Raw genomic sequence first — 24,364 nt, 5'->3', positions numbered from 1 at the left:
ATGGGTGAGTGAAATGTTTCTACTTGGCACCATGGTGAATGGATTATTGATTATCATTGGAACATTATTGGGAAGGTTGCTAACAAAAATACCGGAAAATATGAAGGTAACCGTTATGCATGGCATTGCGCTCGCCGTTATCGTGCTTGGCCTGCAAATGGGCTTTAAGAGCGCAAATTATCTGATCGTCATCTTGAGTTTGGTGATCGGTGCTGTGCTAGGGGAAGCATGGAAGCTCGAGGAAAAGCTGAATGCAGTCGGGGACTGGCTGGAGAAGAAGATTGGCTCAAATGGTGAGAGCAGCATATCTCAAGGATTTGTTACTGCAACTTTGCTCTTTGTGATCGGGGCAATGGCTATTATCGGGGCACTCGATAGCGGCATTCGTGGGGATCATGATGTTTTATATACGAAAGCGATCATTGATGGCTTCACGGCATTAATCCTGACCACAACACTTGGGATCGGAGTGATTTTTTCTGCAATCCCTGTCGTTATTTACCAGGGACTCATCGCCTTATTTGCCACGCAAATTGATAAGCTGATTCCACAGAGTTTGATGGACAGCTTCATTCTTGAGCTGACTGCAACAGGCGGCGTCATGATATTTGCCATCGGCTTGAATATGATTGGTCTGACAAAAATCAGGGTAGCGAATCTTCTTCCTGGCATACTGGTGACGGCTGTCCTGGTGACCATTTCACACTATATGATCGGAATATAAGCAATAACGTCGGTAGGCAAATTCCCGGCGTTATTTATATTCATTATTCAACAATTGTAGGCTGGGCGGCTTCAAGGTCCCAGTTTACCTTTGGCCAATCCTGTTTCGCTGAACGCTGCTGGCTGCTCTTGTAAATACCATTTGCAATTGTTTTTGCCATTTTTAACACGAGGTTCAATCTTGTGTTCTGTAACACGAAGAACTCCATAAAACCGCTGACATTGACAATTCCTGTTATGTGCATATCGCCGACTTCGGGCAATTCCTTGTTCACACCGGCGCCTGGCTTGACTGGCCCGTTGCCAACCTGGATCGATCCGACGCTTTTCAAACGGCCAAGACAGGCGTCGATGCCAATAATGTATGGATTGAAGTGTTTTTGCTGGATTTCCGTTAGTTTGGCCTCCAAATTAACAGCATGGATTGGATCATCGAGCGTCCCGTACACTTGAAAGGGAGCAATATCTTTTTCTTCAAGCAGTGTGCCGATCAGCGGACCCAATGAATCACCGGTAGAGCGGTCCGTTCCAATGCAGACAAAAACAATGGGCCTTGTGCTGAAAGGAGGAAGTAAGTCCAAGATTTCTGAAGCCAGCTTTTCGGCTGCCATTTCCTCTTCATGATTGATTTTCGCCACACTGTTTTTCCGCTCGAAAAAATGGGTTTTGAGATTCATTGGATCAACTCCTTAAAATTCGTACTATCAGTATACGGACTTTCGGTGTAATCTATACATACCTGTAAACAGAAAGATTTAAACTAACTTTTCCATCGGGCAAACAGCCTGCTTTCCCTACATTATAAATCTTGTTAAAATAAAAGTGTTTGTATGAAAACTTCTATTTTGTTACATAACGTTTGATAGAATCAATGAAATGAAATGAGCAGGTGGGAAAATTGACAAAAACGGAAGAAAGTTTAACTAGAACACAAGCGATTTTTGATACAATCAGTCAAAAACTATTGGATGAGCAACTTTGGTTCGCCATTGGGGTAAGTGTATTAAAAATTATTGTGATTTTGATTCTTACTGGCTTATTGATCCGCATTGGCAAAATTGCAATCCGCAACTTTTTTAAGGTAAAGACAAGGGGCCCGCTCCGTATAACAGAACGACGGGAAGCAACGCTGTTGAAGCTGCTTGAAAATGTTCTTACCTATGTCGTGTACTTCATTGCGATCATGATGATTTTTTCCGCCTTGACCATCAATGTCCAGGGGATGCTAGCTGGTGCTGGGATTGTCGGTTTGGCAGTCGGCTTTGGGGCGCAAAGTCTGGTGAAGGACATCATTACCGGTTTCTTCATTATTTTTGAAGATCAATTTTCAGTAGGGGATTATGTAAGAATAGGTCAGTTTGAGGGAACAGTGGAGGAAATCGGACTGCGGACGACGAAGATTAAAAGCTTTACAGGGGAAATCAATATCCTTCCGAATGGCAGCATCGTAGAAGTCACTAATTTCTCTCTTTACAATAGTGTGGCAGTTCTTGATATTGGGATTTCCTATGAAGGAGATATTCAATATGCAGAAAACGTCCTGCAGGATTATTTGAATACAACGTTAGAGAAATATCCTGAACTCGTCAATACACCAGAACTTTTAGGAATCCAGCAATTTGCAGCCTCTGAGGTAGTACTGCGAATTGTCGCAGAAACCTTGCCAATGAAGCATTGGTATATCGCTAGACAGCTGCGCAAGGACATCAAGCTGCTTCTTGACGAACATGGAATTGAGATCCCATTCCCACGGATGGTTATGTATTCACGTCAGGAAGGCGGAGGGGAAAAAGAAATCGGCAACTAAACAAGGAGGTTTTACTATTGGAGCATGAATTTCAGCTGAATGATGTTGTTGAAATGAAGAAACCACATCCATGTGGAACTAACAAATGGAAAATCATCCGGCTTGGCATGGATATCCGCATTAAATGTGAAGGCTGCGAGCACAGTGTCTTAATTCCAAGAAAAGAGTTCGCGCGTAAAGTGAAAAAGGTGTTATCAACGCCGGGAGATGATCGAGAAGAGAAATAGTGGGGGATGAGAAAATGGCACAAATTCATCATTCAGCATGTCCATTGAATTGCTGGGACAGCTGCGGATTCCTTGTTACCGTGGAAGACGGCAAAGTAACAAAGGTCGAGGGCAATCCGGACCACCCGATTACTCAGGGGAAAATATGCGGGCGCGGCAGGATGCTGGAGAACAGGGCGAATTCAGCAGATCGCTTGCTTTATCCACTGAAAAAAATCGACGGCAATTTCCAACAGATTTCCTGGGAGCAGGCATTGGATGAAATTGCAGAAAAATTGGCTTATTATAAAGAAAGCTTTGGAACCACTTCCGTTCTGCATAGCCATGATTATGCTAACAGTGGTTTGCTCTCCAATCTTGACAGCCGCTTTTTTCATCTTTATGGCGGTGTAACGGAATTGACTGGCTCCATTTGCTGGGGAGCCGGAATTGAAGCCCAGAATTGGGATTTTGGCGATTCCCACAGCCATGCACCAGAAGATTTGTCGAACAGCAAGCATATCGTCATTTGGGGCAGGAATATTGCTCGTACGAATATGCATCTTTTTCAAAGCTTGCAGTCTGTGAAAAAGCAAGGCGCCAAAATTTATGTAATTGACCCGATTTTTAACGCAACTGCGAAGATTGCGAATGAATATATCTCAATCAAACCGGGATTTGATGGATTTTTAGCTGCTGGTATTATGAAAGAATTGCTGAGGATGGAAGGACATGATGAGAAGTTTTTGGCAGCTCATACAGTTGGCTTCGAGGATGTAAAGACATTGCTCGATAGTGTATCACTGGACTATATTAGTGAAGTGACTGAAGTGCCGATTGCGTTGATCACTCAGCTTGCAGAAGTATATGCAGACCGTCCGGTTTCAACGATCATCGGGCTTGGGATGCAGCGGTATGAAAATGGAGGCAATACAATCAGGCTGATCGACGCTCTCGTTGCAGTCAGCGGCAACATAGGCATTCCCGGCGGTGGAGCCAACTATGCGAACAAGCAGGTTGGGCAAAATTTTGACTATCAGAACTTGACTATACCAGAGCGAAAAAGTTCGGCCCGCACTTTTACAATGATGAGGCAGGCAGAGGAGATTCTGACCGCTATGGATCCTCCAATAAAAATGGGAATCGTCACTTGCGGAAATCCGCTGACACAGGTGCCAGACACAAATAGAGTACGACAAGCCTTTGAGTCATTAGAAACGCTAGTAGTTATCGACCAGTTTAGGACCGATACGGCAGAACTTGCCGATTATGTTTTGCCAGCTGCCACTGCCTTTGAAGCAGAAGATGTTTTCTTTTCATCGATGTACCATCAGTATGTGAATCACGGTCCGAAGCTTGTTGAACCACCTGGAGAAGCAAAGCCGGACGCCTGGATTTGGGCGGAACTGGCCACAAGATTGGGCTTCGGTGTGGAATTTGATTTTACAAGAGAAGAATTCTTGAAAATGGGACTCGTTTCCTTGTCGAAGAAGGGAGTTACGCTCGAGAAAATTCGTGCGGATAAATTTGCCGAACTGCCTATCGAGGAGGTTCCGTGGGCCAATCGTAAATTCAAGACGCCAAGCGGCAAATATGAATTCACTTCATCTGCCGTTCCTGACGGCCGGATCAAGCTGTCGCTGCCAGCGGAAACAAAATGGACCAAACCGGAGCTGGCGGGAAAATATCCCTACAGCTTGCTGACGATCCATCCGCTCCGTTCCAACCACTCGCAGCATTTCCAGCTATTTCAGCCAGAACCTTATGTGAAAGTGGAGATTGCTAAAAGTGTGGCTGCTGAAAAGGGGTTGAAGGATCAGGACTATGTTCGAGTTTGGAATGATAGAGGCGAAATCCACGGTACGGTGTCGATCCTCAAAACAGCCCATCCAGGGACGATCAATATTGACGAAGGCTTGAGCGCCCGATTCGGCGGAACCGCCAACCAGCTAACATCAAGCAGGGTATCAGACAATGGACTTGGAAGCAGCCTATATGATTGCCTTGTTACGATTGAAAAAGTGGAAAAAGAGTGATGACTGTACTGCCGCACTTTGTGAGTGCGGCGTTTCTTTTCGAGAGAATAAGATAATGCCCATTTAAAAAAAGCTGGAAAGGGATCCTAAACGCGGAAATGTGCCCTTATGCAGGCCTTTGCTCCGCTATAAGGGTACTATTCATGGTGAAAGATGCCCTTATGAAGGCCTTTGCTCCGCTATAAGGGTATCATTCAGGCCAAAAGTCAAAAAGCCAATTGCACGACACTAAGGCAGCCCACACGATGTGGGGCTTCAGTGCTTTCTTACAAGCTTGTTTTTTCCCCCTGTAATCTCTATAATTGTGGGAGGAAAAAATCGTTTAGGTGATTATTACTTGAATAGATACATTTTTAAAATAGAGGAGTGACATGGATGGCTTTAACAGCAGGTATTGTTGGACTTCCTAACGTCGGCAAGTCAACATTGTTCAATGCAATTACACAGGCTGGTGCTGAATCAGCCAACTACCCGTTCTGTACAATCGACCCGAATGTTGGAATCGTTGAGGTTCCTGATCATCGTTTAACGAAATTAACTGAATTGGTTCAGCCGAAAAAGACCGTGCCGACTGCTTTTGAATTCACTGATATCGCCGGTATCGTAAAAGGAGCGAGCAAGGGGGAAGGGCTTGGGAATAAATTCCTTTCACATATCCGCCAGGTAGATGCGATTTGTCAGGTTGTCCGCTGCTTTGCGGATGACAATATCACTCACGTTGCAGGGAAAGTAGACCCTTTATCCGATATAGAAGTCATCAACTTGGAATTGATCCTGGCTGACATGGAATCTGTCGAAAAAAGAATCAGCCGAGTCGAGAAATTGGCTAAGCAAAAGGATAAGGAAGCGGCTATTGAATTTCCGATTTTGACACGTCTGCGTGAAGCTTTTGAAGCAGAACAGCCAGCTCGTGCGATAGAATTTACCGAAGAAGAAATGAAAGTGGTTAAGCACCTTCATCTATTAACAATTAAGCCAATGCTTTATGTTGCCAACGTCGGCGAAGAAGATCTCGCCAATCCTAGTGGCAATAAGTATGTTCAACAGGTTCGTGAGTTCGCAGAAAAGGACAATGCGGAAGTAATTGTCATCAGTGCGCGGATTGAGGAAGAAATTGCTGAGCTAGAAGGCGAAGAAAAGAAAATGTTTCTTGAAGAGCTTGGCATCGAAGAATCTGGTCTTGACCAGCTGATCCGGAAAGCATACAGTCTACTTGGGTTGGCTACCTATTTCACAGCCGGCGTCCAAGAAGTGCGCGCATGGACTTTCCGACGCGGCATGAAAGCACCTCAGTGCGCCGGCGTTATTCACTCAGACTTCGAGCGAGGATTCATCCGTGCCGAAACCGTCCATTATGATGACCTTCTTGCAGCTGGATCGATGAATGCTGCTAAGGAAGCAGGCAAGGTTCGTCTTGAAGGCAAAGAATATGAAGTAAAAGATGGAGATATCATCCACTTCCGCTTCAATGTATAAAATCACAATAGCGAAAAATAGTTTGGACAAAAAAACGAACATATGTTAGTATTTGATTATAGGATTCTTTTCCTATTGCATTGCTTTTGAATAGGTTCTGTGCTATAATTCCATCTTGTGAGTAATTAAACAATTACTCCTTGCCCTGTCATGGGGCCGTTTAGACCAAAAGGAGGTGACAGTGATGAGAAAGTACGAAATTATGTACATCATCCGCCCAAGCATTGAAGAGGAAGCTAAAAAGGCTCTTACCGAGCGTTTCAGCACAATCCTTACAGACAATGGTGCGGAGATTGCAGAAGCTAAGGAATGGGGCAAACGCCGTCTAGCTTATGAAATCAATGATTTCCGTGATGGCTACTACCAGCTTGTTAAGGTAAGTGCTACTCCGGCAGCAGTGGAGGAATTCTCCCGTCTTGCTAAAATCAATGAAGATATCATTCGCCATATCGTTATTAAAGAAGAAGAATAAAAATGTTTTTAATATAAAACTTTCAGCAGAAAATGTTTCACGTGGAACATCCAAGCTGGGGGAAGGAGTTGATTCTGATGATGAATCGTGTCGTTCTTGTCGGCCGTTTGACCAAGGATCCTGAATTACGTTTCACACCAAATGGAGTTGCAGTTGCTACTTTCACGCTTGCGGTAAATCGTTCATTTACCAACCAGCAGGGGGAGAGGGAAGCAGACTTTATTCAATGTGTAGTATGGCGCCGTCCAGCTGAAAATGTTGCCAACTTCTTAAAGAAGGGCAATCTTGCAGGTGTAGACGGTCGCATTCAGACGCGCAGCTATGAAGGACAAGATGGTAAGCGTGTATACGTTACAGAAGTTCAGGCTGAGAGTGTTCAGTTCCTTGAGCCAAAAGGACAGTCCTCAGATAAAGGGACCAGCAGTGGCAGTTATCCCCGTCAAAATGATCAAGATTCTCCGTATGGGAATCAGAATCAACGCCAAAACCAAAGTTATACAAAAGTAGATGAAGATCCATTTGCAGGTGGCGGCCAAATCGACATTTCAGATGACGATCTTCCGTTTTAAATAATGCGGACGTGAACTATATTACAATGGAGAAGGAGGGAAATAACCATGGCAATGGGTGGACGCAGAGGCGGACGTGCAAAGCGCCGTAAAGTTTGCTACTTCACAGCAAACGGAATCACTAAGATTGATTACAAAGATACCGATCTTCTTAAAAAATTCATCTCTGAGCGCGGCAAAATTTTACCACGCCGTGTAACAGGAACAAGCGCTAAATATCAGCGTAAATTGACAGTGGCTATCAAACGCGCTCGTCAAATGGCTTTACTTCCATATGTTTCAGGTGAATAAAGAGCGGATTTTAAAGGCAGTGGGGCTTCCCACTGCCTTTTCTAATACCGTTCCCGTTATATGGCGTATCGTTTGCTTGTCTGTCCTTTACAGGCTACAATAGTTCTTATCGGTTAATGGTCTTGCTCGGTTCAGCCTGGTGATTCTTTTGAGATCGCTTGAGTACTGTCAAAGCAGACTAGAATGCTTTTCTTAATTAGATGAGGTGAAACATGAAAAATACATACAAGCTGACAGAGGGAGCCATCCTGTTAGCAATTTTTGCTGTTTTGTTGTTAATTACTTTGTATATTCCTGGCTTGGGGATGATCGTCAATTTCTTTCTTGCCTTGCCGTTTCTGATGTTCGCATCAAAGCATGACTGGAAAAGCACGGCTGTCTTTACGCTTGCGGCTGTTTTGCTATCGATGATTCTTGGTTCGTTTCTGGCGATCCCGCTCGCGTTGGCATATGGTACGACAGGCGCCGTCATGGGGTACTTGGTGAGGGAAGGGAAAAGCAGATTTGCTGTTTATATCGCTGGATCCATTGTGTTTCTTGTCAATTTAGTAGCACAATATGCTTTGTCGATTGTTTTATTTAATATAAATTTTATTGATGAAATGGTGACAGTATTCCGTTCGTCTGTGGACCAGGCGGTGAAAATGCTGGAACAAATGAATCAGACACCAGATGAGAAACTGATAAACCAATTCGACTCAATGGTTGATATGATAGAAGTACTTATGCCAAGCATGTTCGTGCTGTCCTCCTTTTTAATCGTATTTCTGCTGCAGCTTGCTTCCTTTCCGTTCATGAAACGGTTTGGCATTAAGGTGCCCGGATGGCGGCCGTTACGGGAGTTAAATCTTCCAAAAAGTATTCTATGGTATTATTTGATTACGATGATCGTTGCACTGGTAATGCAGCCTGTACAAGGAAGCTATTGGTTCTGGGTGATTTCCAATCTAACGTTCATTTTGCAAATGCTGATGGTCCTTCAGGGGATTGCCTTCATTTTTTATTTCACACAGATAAAAGGGTATCCGAGAGCCGTTCCGATTATCGTAGTTGTCCTTGTGTTCCTCCTTCCGTTTGTTCTTTATATTGTGAGGATATTAGGTATAATGGACTTAGGTTTTGATTTAAGAAAACGTCTAGGAGAGAAGAAGTAATCAGAAACTAACGCTTTAGGAGCTGAGCACATGCCTTCTTATTTAGAGAGGCGGCAAATACGTTATCCATTGTATGGATTGATGGCCGTAACACTGGTGCTAATTGGATTTCTGTCTTTCTATAACTGGATTATAGGGGCTGCAGGGTTCATTCTCACTGGCCTGTTTGTATATTTGATTTTTCAAGTGAACCATAAAATAAAGGAAGAAACAGAGGAATATATTTCTACCCTATCTTACCGCGTCAAAAAAGTCGGCGAAGAAGCTTTGATGGAAATGCCGATTGGGATTATGCTGATTAATGATGACTATTATATCGAGTGGACCAATCCTTTCATCGCTTCTTGTTTCCACGAAGATTCGCTAGTCGGAAAGTCCTTGTATGATGTAGCAGATGCCGTTATTCCCTTGATTAAGCAAGAGGTGGAAACGGAGATCATCTCCCTGCATGATCGGAAATTCAAGATCATTCATAAGCCGGAGGAACGGCTGCTCTATTTTTTTGATGTGACCGAACAGGCAGAAATCGAAAAACTGTATCATGATGAGCGGACGGTCATTTCGATTATCTATTTAGATAATTATGATGAAGTGACCCAGGGGATGGATGATCAGACAAAAAGCAGTCTAAACAGCGTGGTTACCTCTATTTTAAATAAGTGGGCGACCAATAATGGTGTTTTTCTCAAAAGGGTTTCGTCGGAGCGTTTTATTGCCGTGTTTAATGAACATATCCTCCGGCTGTTGGAAAAGGGCAAATTCACCATCCTGGATGAGGTAAGGGAGACGACAGCAAAGCAAAATGTTCCGTTAACCCTTAGTATTGGTGTCGGCACTGGCTATTCCTCCCTTCCTGAACTTGGTTCACAGGCACAATCCAGTTTAGACCTAGCTCTAGGTCGTGGCGGAGACCAGGTGGCAATTAAACAACCTAATGGGAAGGTCAAATTTTATGGAGGCAAGACCAATCCAGTTGAGAAGCGCACGAGGGTAAGGGCACGAGTCATTTCCCATGCGCTGAAGGAATTGGTTATCGAAAGCGACAAAGTCTTGATAATGGGCCACAAGAATCCAGATATGGATGCAATTGGTTCGGCAATTGGGATTCTTAAAGTAGCACAAATGAACAACCATGAAGGGTTTATCATTTATAATAAAAATGAAATGGATACAGGGGTCCAGCGCCTGATGGATGAGATTAAACAGAACGAGGAGCTTTACTCTCGTTTCATCTCGCCGGAACAGGCATATGAAATCGTCACGGATGACACATTGCTTGTCGTTGTCGATACTCATAAGCCGTCAATGGTGATAGATGAGAAGCTATTGAACCAGATAGAGAATGTCATTGTCATCGACCACCATCGCAGGGGCGAGGAGTTCATCAAAAATCCGCTGCTTGTCTACATGGAGCCTTATGCTTCCTCGACAGCAGAGCTCGTTACAGAATTGCTTGAATACCAGCCGAAGAATGGAAGAATCCAGATGCTTGAAGCAACGGCTTTGCTGGCTGGGATTATCGTAGATACGAAAAGCTTCACCTTAAGGACGGGAGCGCGGACATTTGATGCTGCTTCCTATTTGCGCAGCCATGGAGCAGATACGATTCTCGTGCAAAAGTTTTTAAAAGAAGATATCCGTACTTATATTAAAAGAGCAAGAATTATTGAAAATGTTTATTTTTACCGTGATGGAATTGTGATTGCAAAAGGCTCAGATGATATTCGATCTGATCATGTTCTAATTGCCCAAGCAGCAGACATCCTTTTGACGATGGAGGGGGTACAGGCGTCCTTCGTTTTATCCCGCAGAGTCGAAGACACGATTGGCATCAGCGCCAGATCATTAGGGGAAGTCAATGTCCAGATTATCATGGAAAGTCTGGATGGCGGCGGGCATTTGAGCAATGCTGCTACGCAATTAGCAGATCTTTCAACCGACGAGGCAGAATCACTTTTACAACATGCGATAGATGATTATTTAGAAGGGGGACAAAAAGAATGAAAGTAATATTTTTGAAAGACGTGAAAGGAAAAGGGAAAAAAGGCGAAATCAAAAACGTGGCGGACGGCTATGCTCATAACTTCCTAATCAAGCAGGGACTGGCTGTCGAAGCCAATCAGGCTGCTATGAGTTCCCTTAACGCCCAAGCGAAGAAAGAAGAGAAGCAGGCGCAGCAGGAGCTTGAGGATGCGAAGGAATTGAAGGAAAAGCTGGAAAAAGTAACGGTTGAACTAACGGCGAAGTCTGGCGAAGACGGCCGTCTTTTCGGCTCCATTACAAACAAGCAAATTGCTGATGAATTGCAAAAGGCCCACAGCATTAAGCTTGATAAACGTAAAATGGAAATGCAGGATGCCATCCGCACACTTGGTTATACAAAGGTTCCTGTAAAGCTTCACAAGGAAGTTCAAGCAACATTGAATGTCCATGTAACAGAAGGAAAATAATTGACAGTTCCATATCGACCGAAACATGATAAACTAATATAGTTACAGAAATAGGTGATCGGTTTTGCTGATCACTTTTTTCCGTTTGAGTAATTTGTAAGGGGGCTGGCAGATGAGTGAATTATTCGCGGATCGACTTCCGCCGCAAAATATAGAAGCGGAACAAGCCGTAATTGGTGCAATCTTTTTAGAGCCATCAGCTTTAACTCTTGCTTCAGAAATGCTGTTACCCGAAGATTTTTACCGAGTGGCACACCAGAAAATATTCAGCGTCATGCTGGATTTAAACGATAAAGGAAAAGCAATCGACCTCGTAACTGTTACGGAAAACCTAGCATCTTCCAAATTGATTGAGGATGTCGGAGGGGTAAGCTATCTCAGTGAATTGGCGGCATCCGTCCCGACGGCAGCAAACATAGAGTATTATGCTAGAATCGTAGAAGAAAAATCGCTGTTGAGAAGGCTGATTCGTACCGCTTCAGGGATTGCCGAAGATGGCTATATGCGGGAAGATGAAGTCGAAGCCTTGTTGGCCGAAGCGGAAAAGAACATTATGGAGGTTGCCCAGCGCAAGGGCGGAGGCTCCTTTCACAATATAAAAGATGTCCTAGTCAGAACGTACGATAATATCGAAGAAATGCATAATCGCAAAGGGGATATCACCGGTCTGGAAACGGGTTTTACGGAGCTTGATCGAATGACCGCTGGTTTTCAGCGGAATGACCTAATCATCGTCGGTGCTCGTCCTTCTGTCGGGAAGACGGCGTTCGCCCTGAATGTTGCCCAGAATGTTGCCAAAAAAACAGGCGAGAATGTGGCAATTTTTAGTTTGGAGATGGGGGCGGAACAGCTTGTCATGCGTGTACTTTGTGCGGAAGGAAATATTGATGCGCAGAGGCTGCGGACCGGTTCCCTGAATGATGAAGATTGGGGCAAGCTGACGATGGCAATGGGCAGTCTGTCGAATGTAGGGATTTTCATTGATGACAGTCCATCACTCAGAATTGCGGATATCCGTTCTAAATGCCGCCGTCTTAAGCAAGAGCAGGGACTTGGCATGATCCTGATCGATTACCTGCAACTGATCCTTGGCAGCGGTCGAGCCGGCGAAAACCGCCAGCAGGAAGTATCGGAAATCTCCCGTTCCCTCAAGCAGCTTGCCCGCGAACTACAAGTACCTGTGATCGCGTTGTCTCAGCTGTCCCGTGGCGTGGAACAACGCCAGGACAAGCGGCCGATGATGTCCGATATTCGTGAATCCGGATCGATTGAGCAGGATGCCGATATCGTTGCCTTTCTGTATCGGGATGATTACTATGACAAAGAATCTGAGGATAAGAATATTATTGAAATCATTATTGCCAAGCAGCGTAACGGCCCAGTTGGAACGGTAAAGCTCGCCTTTGTAAAAGAATATAATAAATTCGTCAATATAGAGAACCGATATGACGAATCGTATGCTCCCCCAGGGGGAAAATGAGAATGGACCAGATTTGGTTGATTCTCTTTTTTTAGATGGAGATTTTACTTAGGTAAAAATTTATACGAACAAATGAAAGATAGTTTAAAATTAATGTTCGTGTTTTATTGACTTTTTCCCGGAATTACTGGTAAACTTTATATGTTTGAAACCGAAAATACCATATTACCTTTGGAGGTGCTTTTTATATGACATCAGTAGTAGTAGTTGGAACACAATGGGGAGATGAAGGAAAGGGAAAAATCACAGATTTCCTTTCAGAAAATGCCGAAGTAATTGCCCGTTACCAGGGAGGAAACAACGCAGGCCATACGATCAAGTTCAATGGGGAAACATATAAGCTGCATTTGATTCCATCCGGAATTTTTTATAAAGAGAAAATCAGCGTGATCGGGAACGGAATGGTTGTCGATCCGAAAGCACTAGTTCAGGAACTTGCCTATCTTCACGAGAAAGCAGTGTCCACTGACAATCTCCGGATCAGCAATCGTGCCCATGTTATTCTGCCTTACCATTTGAAGCTGGATGAAGTGGAAGAGGCAAGCAAGGGTGCCAATAAGATCGGCACTACAAAAAAAGGAATTGGCCCAGCTTATATGGACAAGGCTGCCCGTATCGGAATCAGGATTGCTGACTTGTTAGACCGTGAAGTATTCGAAGAAAAACTTACCCGAAATCTTGAAGAAAAAAATCGCCTGTTTGAACGCATTTATGAAACGGAAGGCTTCAAGCTGGAAGACATTCTGGAAGAGTATTACGAATATGGCCAGCAAATAAAGCATTATGTTGTCGACACATCTGTCGTGTTAAATGACGCCTTGGATGAAGGCCGCCGAGTGCTGTTTGAAGGTGCACAGGGGGTAATGCTTGATATCGACCAGGGTACCTATCCTTTCGTTACATCTTCCAATCCCGTTGCTGGCGGTGTGACAATTGGGTCTGGAGTGGGACCAACGAAAATCACCCATATTGTTGGGGTGTCAAAGGCATATACGACGCGCGTTGGCGATGGCCCTTTCCCAACCGAACTGGACAATGAAATTGGGAATCGGATTCGAGAAGTAGGCCGTGAATACGGAACAACTACTGGACGACCGCGCCGTGTTGGCTGGTTTGACAGTGTCGTCGTCCGCCACGCTCGCCGTGTCAGCGGAATAACAGATTTATCTTTAAACTCCATCGATGTTCTGACTGGAATTGAAACGCTGAAAATTTGTGTAGCTTATCGTTATAAAGGGGAATTGATCGAAGAATTTCCTGCAAGCCTAAAAGCACTTGCTGAGTGTGATCCTGTCTATGAAGAACTTCCGGGCTGGACTGAAGACATCACTAGTGTGAAATCACTCGATGAACTCCCGGAAAATGCAAGGCATTATCTTGAACGAATCTCTCAGCTGACTGGGATTCCGCTATCTATCTTTTCCGTCGGCCCAGACCGCACCCAGACAAATACTGTGCGTAGCCCTTGGAGATCTTAATTTAACGAGATACAGCCCCTGGCCATGCAGTCGGGGGCTTATTTGTGAACGAAGTACAGCTAAATCCTAGTCGCAGCATGGCCAGCAAGCTGATTTGGTACAAAAAAATGCAACTTTTAGCAAAAAAATATGTACAAGCGACAAACTGCTATGGTATTATAAGCAATGTTGTCACTTATTCGACAAAAAACGATGATTTTAATAAATTTTGGCTCAGTAGCTCAGTCGGTAGAGCAAAGGACTGAAAATCCTTGTGTCGGCGGTTCGATTCCGTCCTGAGCCATTAAAAAAGGGAGCGTGTCTAATGACATGCTCTCTTTTTTGTAATCTATTTGTAATAAACTCTGTAATTTTCTTATTTTTAACTTGGCTATGATGGATTGAATAGGTGGCTGCATGGATTATTACCCAGAAGTAGGGGGATATATTGTTATCGCTAGATTTCCGGCTTGTTATTCGACTAGAAAATAGGAAAATAGATCGATATCGAATGGAATTTGTCTGACAAAAAACGTAATAAAATGTCAGCTATTATACAATTTTGTTACATATTGAAGACTTGTCACTCTAGCGATACATAATATGGTAAAGTATAAAGGTGCAATTATCAGAAAATAGTTATATAGAACTAGATTAATAGTGTTTGACCGTTGTAGGAGGATCAGGATGAGAAATTTAAAACATAGGCTGTCCAATCTTGCCGGCAAAACATCTAATGGGATGAAGCCGGCAATAAAAAAGTCGATCATGGCTGGGGTTACTATAGCTGCATTGTCATTTAGTGCGGGAAATGCAGCACACGCGGCAGAAACGAAATTAACAACAAAGACCATATTTTATGTGTATGTAAATGATAGCTTTGTAGGAATGGTAGCAGACAAAACTCAAGTCGAAAACTTGGTAGAAGCCGAATTAGCAGCTGCTAAGAAGAATTATGCGAACCTGGTAGTCGATCTAGGGATGAATGTCTCGTATATTCCTGAGCAGGTGTTTAGTTCTGACACGAATACCAACACAAATGACGTAGTCACAGAACTTAAGAATCAGATCCATGTCCAGGCCGAAGCTTCGGCTGTCATGATCGATAACAAACCAGTTGCTTATTTAAAAGACAAGGCAGCAGCTGAAAAAGTTCTCGATACTTTACTGCTTGAATACATTACGGAAGAAGAATTAGCAGCAGTAAAGAGCAGAGAAACTGCTCCTACTCTCCCATTACCCGATGGAAAAGAAAAGGAAACTCGTATAGTAGACGTTAATTTCTCTAAGGAAGTTTCACAGTCAGCAGAAAAAATTGCTCCTGAGAAGATCCTCCCTATCGAGAAAGCTGTTGAACTTCTTAAAAAAGGGACGCTTAAAGAACAGAAGTATCAGGTTCAAGAAGGAGATGTATTGGGAACCATTGCAAGTGACCATAATCTAAAGCTTGCCCAATTGCTTTCCTTAAATAAAGGGTTGAACGAAAATTCCATTCTCAAGCCTGGTCAAGAAATAAATGTAACAGTTTTAAAGCCTTTCGTTGATGTTGTCGTCCATCGTCAAGTATATGCTAAGGAAGAAATAGCTTTTAAAAAAGAGGTCATAGAAGATCCTACCATGCCTAAGGGTGACACGAAGAAGAAGCAGGAGGGCAAGGTGGGAATCAAGGGTATGACCTACTCGCTGACAGAACAAAATGGCAAGACAATCAAGAAGGAAGTCCTCAAAGAAACAGTCCTTGAGGAACCTGTGACTGAAATCATTAGGAAGGGAACGAAGGTTATCCCTTCTCGTGGAGATGGAACTTTTGCATGGCCGACAAATGGTGGTTATATTTCTAGCCGTCAAGGCTACCGATGGAGCAGGCTGCACAAAGGAATTGATATCGCTAGGCCTAGCAATTACACCATTAAGGCAGCAGATAATGGAACAGTCGTTTATGCTGGCAATAGCGGCGATGGATATGGCAATAAAATCATCGTCGATCATAATAACGGCTATCGCACCTTGTATGCTCACCTTGCATCGATCTCGGTAAATGTAGGCCAGACAGTTTCGCGCGGTTCGAAAATCGGGGTCATGGGCAGAACAGGCAATTCAACTGGTATCCATCTTCATTTTGAAGTACATCAAAACGGGAAGATCATTGACCCGTTATCCAAAGTAAATCGAAATTAAAATTTTAAAAAAGTCTCTAGCCAAATCTAGAGACTTTTTTTTTGGGGAAGATTGGTGCGATTGGGAAGAGAAGCAGAAAAATCGTATAATAGAAAAAATATCGTTTTTCGCTGATTTACAGTAAAATAGAAAAGATAACAATTTTAAAAAAAGAGAAGCGCTTTTATATAAGAATGATAATTTGGTGGAAAAAGGAGAATGTCGTATGGAGAAGAAAATTCTGGTTGTTGATGATGAGAAGCCAATTGCAGACATCCTGCAGTTCAATTTAAAAAAAGAGGGTTATGATGTTTACTGTGCATACGATGGGAATCAAGCAGTGGAGATGGTAGAGGAGATTCAGCCTGATTTGATTCTGCTTGATATTATGCTTCCGATGCTTGATGGCATGGAAGTCTGCCGTGAAGTCCGCAAGAAATTTGAAATGCCGATCATCATGCTGACGGCTAAGGATTCCGAAATCGATAAAGTTCTCGGCTTAGAGCTTGGTGCAGATGATTATGTTACGAAGCCGTTCAGCACGAGGGAATTGATTGCCAGGGTAAAAGCAAACCTGCGCCGCCATCAAGCGAATGCCGTAAAAGAAAATGAGCAGGAAGAATCAAATGAAATTAGCGTCGGTTCTTTGACCATCCATCCCGATGCTTATGTTGTCTCGAAGCGGGGAGAAACAATTGAATTGACACACCGTGAATTTGAATTGCTCCATTATCTTGCCAAGCATATTGGACAAGTCATGACGAGAGAGCATTTGCTGCAAACCGTTTGGGGCTATGATTATTACGGAGATGTGCGGACAGTGGATGTAACTGTTAGACGACTTCGCGAAAAAATCGAAGATAATCCTAGTCATCCGATGTGGATCGTGACCAGACGAGGAGTTGGCTATTATTTAAGAAACTCTGAGCAGGAGTAAGAATAGGGATGAAAAAAGTAGGCTTTTTTCGCTCGATCCACCTGAAATTTGTGCTTATATATGTGCTGCTTATTCTCGTAGCGATGCAGATTATTGGTGTTTACTTTGTCCGACAGCTTGAGACGACACTAATGACCAATTACCAAGATTCCGTGAAATCCCGTGTGGACCTGCTGGTGTATGATATTCAGGAAGAAATGGTCAAGGAACGCGGGAAGGAAGACCCGACGAAAGAGGAAGCAATTAGACAGGTATTGCAAGACTATAACAAGGCGTCCGATATCTCGGAAATTCGCGTGATTGATGGAAGCAGTTTTAAAATATTGGGAACATCCAGCTCTAGCAATAGCGGGTTGGTAGGGCAGAGAACTCCTGATGTAAACATAAAACGGTCGATCATCTTTGAAGCAGATGAAGACGTCATCCAACTGGATCCGAAAACAGGGAAAAGAGTTTGGGTGCTGTCTACTCCAATCATGCATAACAGTGAAGCGATCGGCGCTGTCTATCTTGTAGCTAGAATTGATGACATTTTTAACCAAATGAATGACATTAATAAAATCCTTGCTACAGGGACAGCTATTGCCCTTATTTTTACAGCTATTTTAGGTGTGCTGCTAGCACAGACGATTACCAGGCCGATTTCCGATATGCGCAAACAGGCGCTGGCGATGACGCGCGGCAATTTTTCCAGAAAGGTAAAAGTGTATGGCTATGATGAAATTGGTCAGCTGGCGATCACTTTTAACAACCTGACGAAAAAGCTGCAGGAAGCACAGGCAACTACTGAAGGGGAGAAAAGAAAGCTCAGCTCCGTTATTTCCTATATGACGGATGGTGTCCTTTCAACCGATCGGAAAGGGCGAATCATCCTGATCAATGATCCAGCTGCACAAATGCTAGGTGTTTCACGTGAAACAGTCCTTTCACAACCATTGGTTTCGATTCTTGGTCTAGATGAAAACTATAGCTTTGAGGATCTGCTGCAGGAGAAGGAATCCATCATTTTGGATTACAGTACGAAAAGCAAGCCGTTCATCCTCCGTGCGAATTTTTCGGTTATCCAGAAGGAGAGCGGCTTTGTAAATGGATTAATTGCGGTCCTTTATGATATTACCGAACAGGAAAAAATTGATATGGAAAGACGCGAATTCGTAGCAAATGTATCCCATGAATTACGCACCCCGTTGACTACAATGCGCAGTTATCTGGAAGCCTTGGCGGATGGCGCCTGGCGCGATGAAGAAATTGCCCCTAACTTCCTGGAGACAACCAGAGGAGAAACGGAGCGAATGATCCGGCTTGTCAACGATTTGCTGCAGCTGTCTAAGCTGGACAGTGTGGATTACCGTCTTACTAAAGAATGGGTTGACTTCCCGGTGTTTTTTAACCGGATCATTGACCGGTTTGAAATGACGAAGGAACAAAATGTATCTTTCAAAAGAAACATACCTAGCGGTGCTATTTTTGTAGAAATAGACGAAGACAAAATCACTCAAGTGCTGGATAATATCATCTCCAATGCAATGAAATATTCACCTGAAGGCGGGACGATTACTTTCGAGGTGAAGGAATTGGAGGAGCAGATTGTTGCAAGTATCTCAGATGAAGGTGTCGGGATTCCTAAGGATAATCTCGAGAAAATTTTTGACCGTTTCTACCGCGTCGATAAAGCCAGAACGCGAAAACTTGGCGGAACCGGACTTGGACTGGCGATTGCCAAAGAAATGGTCAATGCCCATGGGGGAAGAATTTGGGCGGAAAGTGTGGAAGGCAAGGGAACAACCGTTCAATTCACTCTACCTTATGACCGAAATGCAGAGGATGATTGGTCATGACATATGAAAATATAAAATCTGGTATGTTAACCTTTCTGGTAGTATTGAGTGGGATTTTAACCTGGAATATATGGACCTACCAGCCGGACTATGAATTAGTTACTAATCACAAAACGGTGGAAGAAGTAAATATTGCAACCCAGAAGGATCTCAAGAAGATCGTCAAGCCGCATCAGATCATTTATCAAGTAGACGGCAAGCAATTTGGGTCGGTGGATAATGCCTATATCGATGGGATTATTGGGGTCATCACCAAATGGAAGTACTTTGATGTCGGAAAGTATCCTGGCCGGGTCGCCGATTTTACCGAGGAAATCAACCAAGGACACAACACGGAAATAATTTTCCCGGATGAAGTGCCGATTGATCTTTATAAAAGGGTATTGAATATTAGCGAAAAGGATATTCCGAAATTTGATTTCGACCGGATCATCATCAATTCGGAGACACAGCAAAAGCAGGAGGGCATTGTTTATTTTTACTCGCAAAAAAACCAGGAAGTCTATGTCAGCAATGTCAGTCCAACCTATATCAATGATTTTACGGACAAATACTATGATTCTGCTAAAAAACTGACTCCCTATTTCCTATATCCTGTTTCTGATACTAAGAAAATCTATCTGCCAACCGAAAAAGTCGACATGGTCATGCATACCTATTATCAAAATCCGTTAGATTCAGACCAGTTTAAGGATGCGCTGTTCACGGATCCAAGCTTTGTGCAGCGCAGTGTAGGAGAAGGGGTTGAGGAGTATACCGATGATGCAAGCAAAATGATCGTGGATACAGAAACAAATATGATCAATTATGTAAATCCGGTCCGCAATCGGGATTCGGTCATTGGAACCACAAATGTCCTGCAAAAGAGCATTGAATTTGTCAATGGGCATGGCGGCTGGACGGAATCGTACCGATACGTGTATAAGGATGATTTTAATCAGAATGTCCTTTTCCGTCTTTACAGCAAGGAAGGATACCCCGTATTTAACCAAATGGGGATGTCTGAAATTTATCAGCAATGGCGGCAGTCAGAAATCAGCCGCTATGTACGGCCAGGATTTCATCTGGAGCTTCCATTGAATCCGGATGTGGAAACAAAGACATTGCCTTCGGGACAAGAGGCGGTGGAATATTTGCAGCATAAAAAGGATTTCAAACCGGAACTTCTGGAAAATATGATGCCGGGATATTATCTGACTCAAGGAACAGAGAATTCAGTGATCTTGCTGGAGCCAGGCTGGTTTTACCTGTACGACCAGGAGTGGCGTCAGCTGATCTGGGAGGAGGAATTGAATAATGGATTGGAGTAGAATCAAGACAATCTTTATTCTGACTTTCCTCGTCCTCGATGTATACCTCGTATACCAGTTCATCAATACGAGGGATGCTGCCCAATATGAAATTCCAAAGGAAACGACACTGGAAGAAAAACTGAAGAATGATGATATCAGCTATGTGGAAGTTCCTGAGGCAAAAAATAAAGAACAATACCTTAGTGTAAGAGCAAAGGTATTCACCGCTGAAGACATGGAAAAGTTCAAGGGACAGTCCATCAGTCTTGGGGATGGCACATCGATTGAGGCTAAACTCGATAAGCGGTTGCAATTAACGGGCAACTTCGAGCCTGCTGATCTTTCTGCCTTTCTGAAGGCGAATATTTTTGCGGGAGACCAGTATAAGTTCTGGAGTAAAAACGATGAAGCTGGGACCATTACGTATTATCAGGAATACGAAAATAAAACGTTTTACTATAACAGTAATGCAAAGTTGACCTTCTTTTTAAATGAAGACCAGGAAGTGACTTCGTACCGACAGACATATTTGGAGATCGTGGACGAGCTTTCCGAGGCAGAGGAATTGCTTCCTCCGCTCAGGGCTGTGGACACGCTCTATAAAAAAGGGTTATTAAAACCAAAGAGTAAAATTACAGACTTTGAGTTGGGGTATTCCACACTCGTTTCCCTGACAGCTTCCCATGTGGTGACACCAACGTGGAGGATTGAAGTCAATGGCAAGGAAAACATGTTTGTACATGCATTCGAAGGTCGGGTCATCCCGTTGACAGACGGAGAAAATAATACAACGGAGTGAAGAGAAATGAGTTTGCATTTTAGTGTTCTCGCCAGCGGGAGTACGGGAAATGCGATCTATGTGGAGACGGAGGGCCAATCCTTTTTAGTGGATGCCGGATTGAGCGGCAAACAGATGGAGGGTTTATTCAAAGAAATCGGCCGTGAAATGAAAGACCTCTCTGGAATATTAGTGACGCATGAACATAGCGATCATATAAAAGGCATAGGAATCGTTGCCCGTAAATATAAACTGCCAATCTATGCGAATGAAAAGACATGGAAAGCAATGGACGGATTAATTGGCGAAATTCCGTTAGACCAAAAGTTTTCTTTTGCGATGGAGACGGTGAAAACCTTTGGCGGATTGGATATTGAATCCTTCGGCGTTTCACATGACGCTGCTGAGCCGATGTTTTATGTATTCCATAAAGAAGGGAAAAAACTGGCGCTTGTAACGGACACAGGTTACGTCAGTGACAGGATGAAGGGAATCATTTCAAATGCGGACGCGTACGTATTTGAAAGCAATCATGACGTGCAGATGCTGAGGATGGGTAGATATCCGTGGAGCGTGAAACGCCGTATCTTAAGCGATTACGGCCATGTCTCAAACGAGGATGCTGCAGTGGCAATGAGCGAAGTCGCAGGAGATCAAACCAAACGGATTTACCTTGCCCATTTGAGCAAGGATAACAATATGAAGGACCTTGCAAGAATGGCAGTCACGCAAACATTGGAGGGCCAGGGAATCATGGTAGGAGAACAGTTCGATTTGATGGACACGGATCCAAAAACTCCAACCCCTTTGACCGCCATTTAACGCGTTTAGAAAAATAGATTTTCAGGGAAAGGAGTAAGGTACAACCATACTCCTTTTTCGATTGTAAAAAAGAGCTTATTTTTAGAAATTATCCTGTCTGGTTGTATAATATATGGTATACAAAACAATTGTAGCTATTGGTTAATGAAAGGGTTGGTGAACTATGGGATATTACGATGATCAAGATTATCAAGGTCGGTATAAACCGCAAAACAGCAGGAAAGGCGGCTTCTTCTGGGCTAGCCTCGCAGGCGCAGTGATTGGGGCGTTAATGGTGATTTTCTCCATCCCCTTGTTATCGAATTTGGATGTGCTGCCCTATAAAATTGAACCAAATAATCAATCAGCTGTAATAGAACAGCCGCAGGACAATAATGAAGACATCACCGCGAAAAAAACAGTTTCGATCGATGTTACGACCAAAATTACCGATGCGGTTGACAAGGCCGGGGATGCGGTTGTCGGGATTACGAATATCCAAGAAAGTACGAGCTTCTGGGGACAAGCACAGGAGTCAGGCGGAACAGGATCGGGTGTTGTTTACAAAAAGGCCGGAGATAAAGCCTATATAGTCACGAATCACCATGTTGTGGCAGATGCTTCAGAGCTTGAGGTCAGCCTTAGCGACGGGACAAAAATCCCGGCAAAACTTTTAGGAAGCGATATTTGGACGGATCTGGCGGTGTTGGAGGTGCCAGCTGAGCAAATCAAGGTCGTAGCTGAGTTTGGGAATTCCGAAAAGCTAAAGCCTGGTGAACCAGTGATTGCAATCGGAAACCCGCTTGGACTTACCTTCTCAGGATCGGTTACCCAAGGAATTATCTCCGGATTGGAACGAGCCATCCCAGTGGATGTAAATCAGGACGGAACACCTGACTGGCAAGCTGAGGTGCTCCAGACAGATGCAGCCATCAATCCGGGCAATAGTGGTGGTGCTTTAATCAATATTGAGGGTCAGGTAATTGGAATTAACTCGATGAAAATTGCCCAGAGTGCTGTAGAAGGAATTGGATTGTCCATTCCCATCAATTATGCAGCTCCTATCATTGATGACCTTGAGAAGACCGGGGAAGTGAAAAGGCCATTCATGGGCGTCGAACTCGCCTCTGTTAATGAAATTTCAGCCTATCACCAACAGAACACTTTGAAGCTTCCTAAGGAAGTCAATTTTGGCGTCGCGATCAGAGCCGTAGAGCCGAATTCTCCGGCAGACAAGGCAGGTATGAAGGAATTGGACGTCATCATTGAAATGGATGGAGAAGAAATCCGCGACGTTGTCGATTTGCGCAAGCATCTGTATAACAAAAAGAAGGTCGGCGACGATATGCAGGTTAAATACTACCGAAATGGCAAGCTGCAAGAAACAACTATGAAGCTGGGTGGAGAAACATTATAGCTGTTGTGATGATAAACAGGAGGCAGACGCTTCCTGTTTTTGTGCTAAAATAGTCTTTGTCGATCATTAAAAATCAGAATTAACAAATGATAAGGATAGAGAAAATAAACGGAAAGGATGAGGAATATGAAGTATTGCTGCGCGGATCATGTCGAGTTAGCACTGGATGAAGCAGTAGATGAATTTGAATTAGCACCCCGATTAACGAAACTGGAGGCTGTTGATAAGTCAATGTTTCCCTGTGGATACTGTGGACAACCTGCAATATATATTGTGGCGAACGAATGATCTCCTACTAAATGTGGATAGTGCTGTGAATATGTGGATAACTATTGTTAATAGATTGTTTGTAAACTGTTTGTAAACTGTTTGTAAAGTGAGGATGCCTGTGAATATCTCAATCATAACGGTAGGAAAACTGAAAGAAAAATATCTCAAACAAGGAATCGCGGAATACATAAAGCGGCTTGGAAGCTACGCAAAAGTAGAAGTGATCGAACTCCCAGACGAAAAGGCACCCGAAGAATTAAGCGAAATCGAAAAAAACCAAGTCAAGCAAAAAGAAGGCGAGCGAATCCTAGCCAAAATTGGCCAAGATACCCACGTCATCGCCCTGGCCATCAACGGCAAACAAAGATCATCCGAAGAACTCGCAGACAATCTCGATAAGCTAGCCACCTACGGAAAAAGCAAAATTGCCTTTATCATCGGCGGATCACTAGGACTCAGCGAAGAAGTTTTAAAAAGAGCAGATGAACAACTATCCTTCTCAAAAATGACATTCCCGCACCAACTAATGCGCTTGATCCTCATAGAACAAATTTATCGGGCTTTTAGGATAAATCGGGGTGAACCGTATCATAAGTAAATCCTGCATTCCCGAAGCTACTGTAACGAGGTTGGTGGCGAAATGCCGATATTCTCGTAAAGTGCCTTTTGACGTTTAGTTACTTCTCCTATGCGGATCTGAGCACCTGGTTGTTCAAAACACTCAATGATGTCAAATTCATCAAGAAGTCCCTG

At 43.6% G+C, this 24,364-nt stretch carries 24 protein-coding genes and 1 tRNA gene; 24 read left to right on the top strand and 1 reads right to left on the bottom strand.

Annotation, left to right across the window (positions count from 1 at the left end):
• Positions 1-13 precede the first annotated feature (13 nt).
• Entirely contained in the window at positions 14-724 is a 711-nt protein-coding gene (locus J2S25_RS16545) for a DUF554 domain-containing protein (protein ID WP_307192432.1), read from the top strand.
• Between the two features lie 43 nt (positions 725-767).
• Here the strand turns inward: J2S25_RS16545 and yyaC are convergent, their stop codons facing one another.
• Entirely contained in the window at positions 768-1,400 is a 633-nt protein-coding gene (gene yyaC, locus J2S25_RS16540; protein WP_044392029.1) for a spore protease YyaC, read from the bottom strand.
• Positions 1,401-1,621: 221 nt separating this feature from the next.
• Between yyaC and J2S25_RS16535 the strand changes: the two genes are divergently transcribed.
• The 23 genes from J2S25_RS16535 (at position 1,622) to rlmH (ending at position 24,209) form a co-directional block, all read left to right on the top strand.
• On the top strand, positions 1,622-2,530 hold the full coding sequence (locus tag J2S25_RS16535) for a mechanosensitive ion channel family protein (protein WP_044392028.1): 909 nt from the start codon (positions 1,622-1,624) through the stop codon (positions 2,528-2,530).
• Between the two features lie 17 nt (positions 2,531-2,547).
• Positions 2,548-2,757, top strand: a complete 210-nt coding sequence (locus tag J2S25_RS16530) for a DUF951 domain-containing protein (RefSeq protein ID WP_044392026.1) — start codon at positions 2,548-2,550, stop codon at positions 2,755-2,757.
• A 14-nt stretch (positions 2,758-2,771) separates the two neighbouring features.
• Positions 2,772-4,772 carry a molybdopterin-dependent oxidoreductase gene (locus J2S25_RS16525; protein ID WP_307192431.1) on the top strand — a complete coding sequence of 667 codons (2,001 nt, stop codon included), beginning with the start codon at positions 2,772-2,774 and terminating at the stop codon, positions 4,770-4,772.
• 375 nt (positions 4,773-5,147) lie between these two features.
• A complete protein-coding gene (ychF, locus tag J2S25_RS16520) occupies positions 5,148-6,248 on the top strand; it encodes a redox-regulated ATPase YchF (protein ID WP_307192430.1) in 1,101 nt (366 codons plus the stop codon).
• Between the two features lie 184 nt (positions 6,249-6,432).
• Positions 6,433-6,720, top strand: a complete 288-nt coding sequence (rpsF, locus tag J2S25_RS16515; protein ID WP_044392023.1) for a 30S ribosomal protein S6 — start codon at positions 6,433-6,435, stop codon at positions 6,718-6,720.
• A 77-nt stretch (positions 6,721-6,797) separates the two neighbouring features.
• Positions 6,798-7,289: a single-stranded DNA-binding protein gene (gene ssb, locus J2S25_RS16510; protein ID WP_044392022.1), complete on the top strand. Its 492-nt coding sequence runs from the start codon at positions 6,798-6,800 to the stop codon at positions 7,287-7,289.
• A gap of 54 nt (positions 7,290-7,343) precedes the next feature.
• Complete coding sequence (gene rpsR, locus J2S25_RS16505; protein ID WP_044392053.1) at positions 7,344-7,580, top strand: 30S ribosomal protein S18; 237 nt, start codon at positions 7,344-7,346, stop codon at positions 7,578-7,580.
• A gap of 212 nt (positions 7,581-7,792) precedes the next feature.
• Complete coding sequence (locus J2S25_RS16500) at positions 7,793-8,734, top strand: YybS family protein (RefSeq protein WP_307192429.1); 942 nt, start codon at positions 7,793-7,795, stop codon at positions 8,732-8,734.
• Between the two features lie 30 nt (positions 8,735-8,764).
• Positions 8,765-10,738 (top strand): DHH family phosphoesterase, encoded by a 1,974-nt coding sequence (locus J2S25_RS16495; protein WP_307192428.1) that lies wholly within the window; start codon positions 8,765-8,767, stop codon positions 10,736-10,738.
• Positions 10,735-11,184: a 50S ribosomal protein L9 gene (rplI, locus tag J2S25_RS16490; RefSeq protein ID WP_307192427.1), complete on the top strand. Its 450-nt coding sequence runs from the start codon at positions 10,735-10,737 to the stop codon at positions 11,182-11,184. The genes J2S25_RS16495 and rplI overlap by 4 nt, the downstream gene beginning before the upstream one ends.
• 112 nt (positions 11,185-11,296) lie before the next feature.
• Positions 11,297-12,664, top strand: a complete 1,368-nt coding sequence (gene dnaB, locus J2S25_RS16485) for a replicative DNA helicase (protein WP_044392018.1) — start codon at positions 11,297-11,299, stop codon at positions 12,662-12,664.
• Positions 12,665-12,852: 188 nt separating this feature from the next.
• Positions 12,853-14,142 (top strand): adenylosuccinate synthase, encoded by a 1,290-nt coding sequence (locus J2S25_RS16480; protein ID WP_044392017.1) that lies wholly within the window; start codon positions 12,853-12,855, stop codon positions 14,140-14,142.
• Between the two features lie 44 nt (positions 14,143-14,186).
• Positions 14,187-14,387, top strand: a complete 201-nt coding sequence (locus tag J2S25_RS16475) for a hypothetical protein (protein ID WP_307192426.1) — start codon at positions 14,187-14,189, stop codon at positions 14,385-14,387.
• Positions 14,353-14,425, top strand: a tRNA-Phe gene (locus J2S25_RS16470). The genes J2S25_RS16475 and J2S25_RS16470 overlap by 35 nt, the downstream gene beginning before the upstream one ends.
• Before the next feature lie 383 nt (positions 14,426-14,808).
• Positions 14,809-16,299, top strand: coding sequence for a M23 family metallopeptidase (locus J2S25_RS16465; RefSeq protein WP_307192425.1), 1,491 nt, complete (start codon positions 14,809-14,811; stop codon positions 16,297-16,299).
• A gap of 205 nt (positions 16,300-16,504) precedes the next feature.
• Complete coding sequence (gene yycF / locus J2S25_RS16460; RefSeq protein WP_044392015.1) at positions 16,505-17,215, top strand: response regulator YycF; 711 nt, start codon at positions 16,505-16,507, stop codon at positions 17,213-17,215.
• An 8-nt stretch (positions 17,216-17,223) separates the two neighbouring features.
• Positions 17,224-19,053 carry a cell wall metabolism sensor histidine kinase WalK gene (gene walK / locus J2S25_RS16455; RefSeq protein ID WP_307192424.1) on the top strand — a complete coding sequence of 610 codons (1,830 nt, stop codon included), beginning with the start codon at positions 17,224-17,226 and terminating at the stop codon, positions 19,051-19,053.
• Positions 19,050-20,363: a YycH family regulatory protein gene (locus tag J2S25_RS16450; protein ID WP_307192423.1), complete on the top strand. Its 1,314-nt coding sequence runs from the start codon at positions 19,050-19,052 to the stop codon at positions 20,361-20,363. The genes walK and J2S25_RS16450 overlap by 4 nt, the downstream gene beginning before the upstream one ends.
• The gene (locus J2S25_RS16445) at positions 20,350-21,144 is read left to right on the top strand and encodes a two-component system regulatory protein YycI (protein WP_307192422.1); all 795 of its coding nucleotides are present in this window, start codon (positions 20,350-20,352) and stop codon (positions 21,142-21,144) included. Before J2S25_RS16450 ends, J2S25_RS16445 begins: the two co-directional genes overlap by 14 nt.
• A gap of 6 nt (positions 21,145-21,150) precedes the next feature.
• A complete protein-coding gene (yycJ, locus tag J2S25_RS16440) occupies positions 21,151-21,945 on the top strand; it encodes an exodeoxyribonuclease YycJ (RefSeq protein ID WP_307192421.1) in 795 nt (264 codons plus the stop codon).
• Between the two features lie 163 nt (positions 21,946-22,108).
• Positions 22,109-23,341 (top strand): S1C family serine protease, encoded by a 1,233-nt coding sequence (locus J2S25_RS16435; RefSeq protein ID WP_307192420.1) that lies wholly within the window; start codon positions 22,109-22,111, stop codon positions 23,339-23,341.
• Between the two features lie 126 nt (positions 23,342-23,467).
• Positions 23,468-23,629: a CxxH/CxxC protein gene (locus J2S25_RS16430; RefSeq protein WP_307192419.1), complete on the top strand. Its 162-nt coding sequence runs from the start codon at positions 23,468-23,470 to the stop codon at positions 23,627-23,629.
• Positions 23,630-23,729: 100 nt separating this feature from the next.
• Entirely contained in the window at positions 23,730-24,209 is a 480-nt protein-coding gene (gene rlmH, locus J2S25_RS16425) for a 23S rRNA (pseudouridine(1915)-N(3))-methyltransferase RlmH (protein WP_307192418.1), read from the top strand.
• The last annotated feature ends 155 nt before the right edge of the window (positions 24,210-24,364 follow it).

Source organism: Mesobacillus stamsii (assembly GCF_030814065.1).
Lineage (GTDB): Bacteria > Bacillota > Bacilli > Bacillales > Cytobacillaceae > Mesobacillus > Mesobacillus stamsii.
This window is presented reverse-complemented; position numbering and strand designations above follow the sequence as displayed.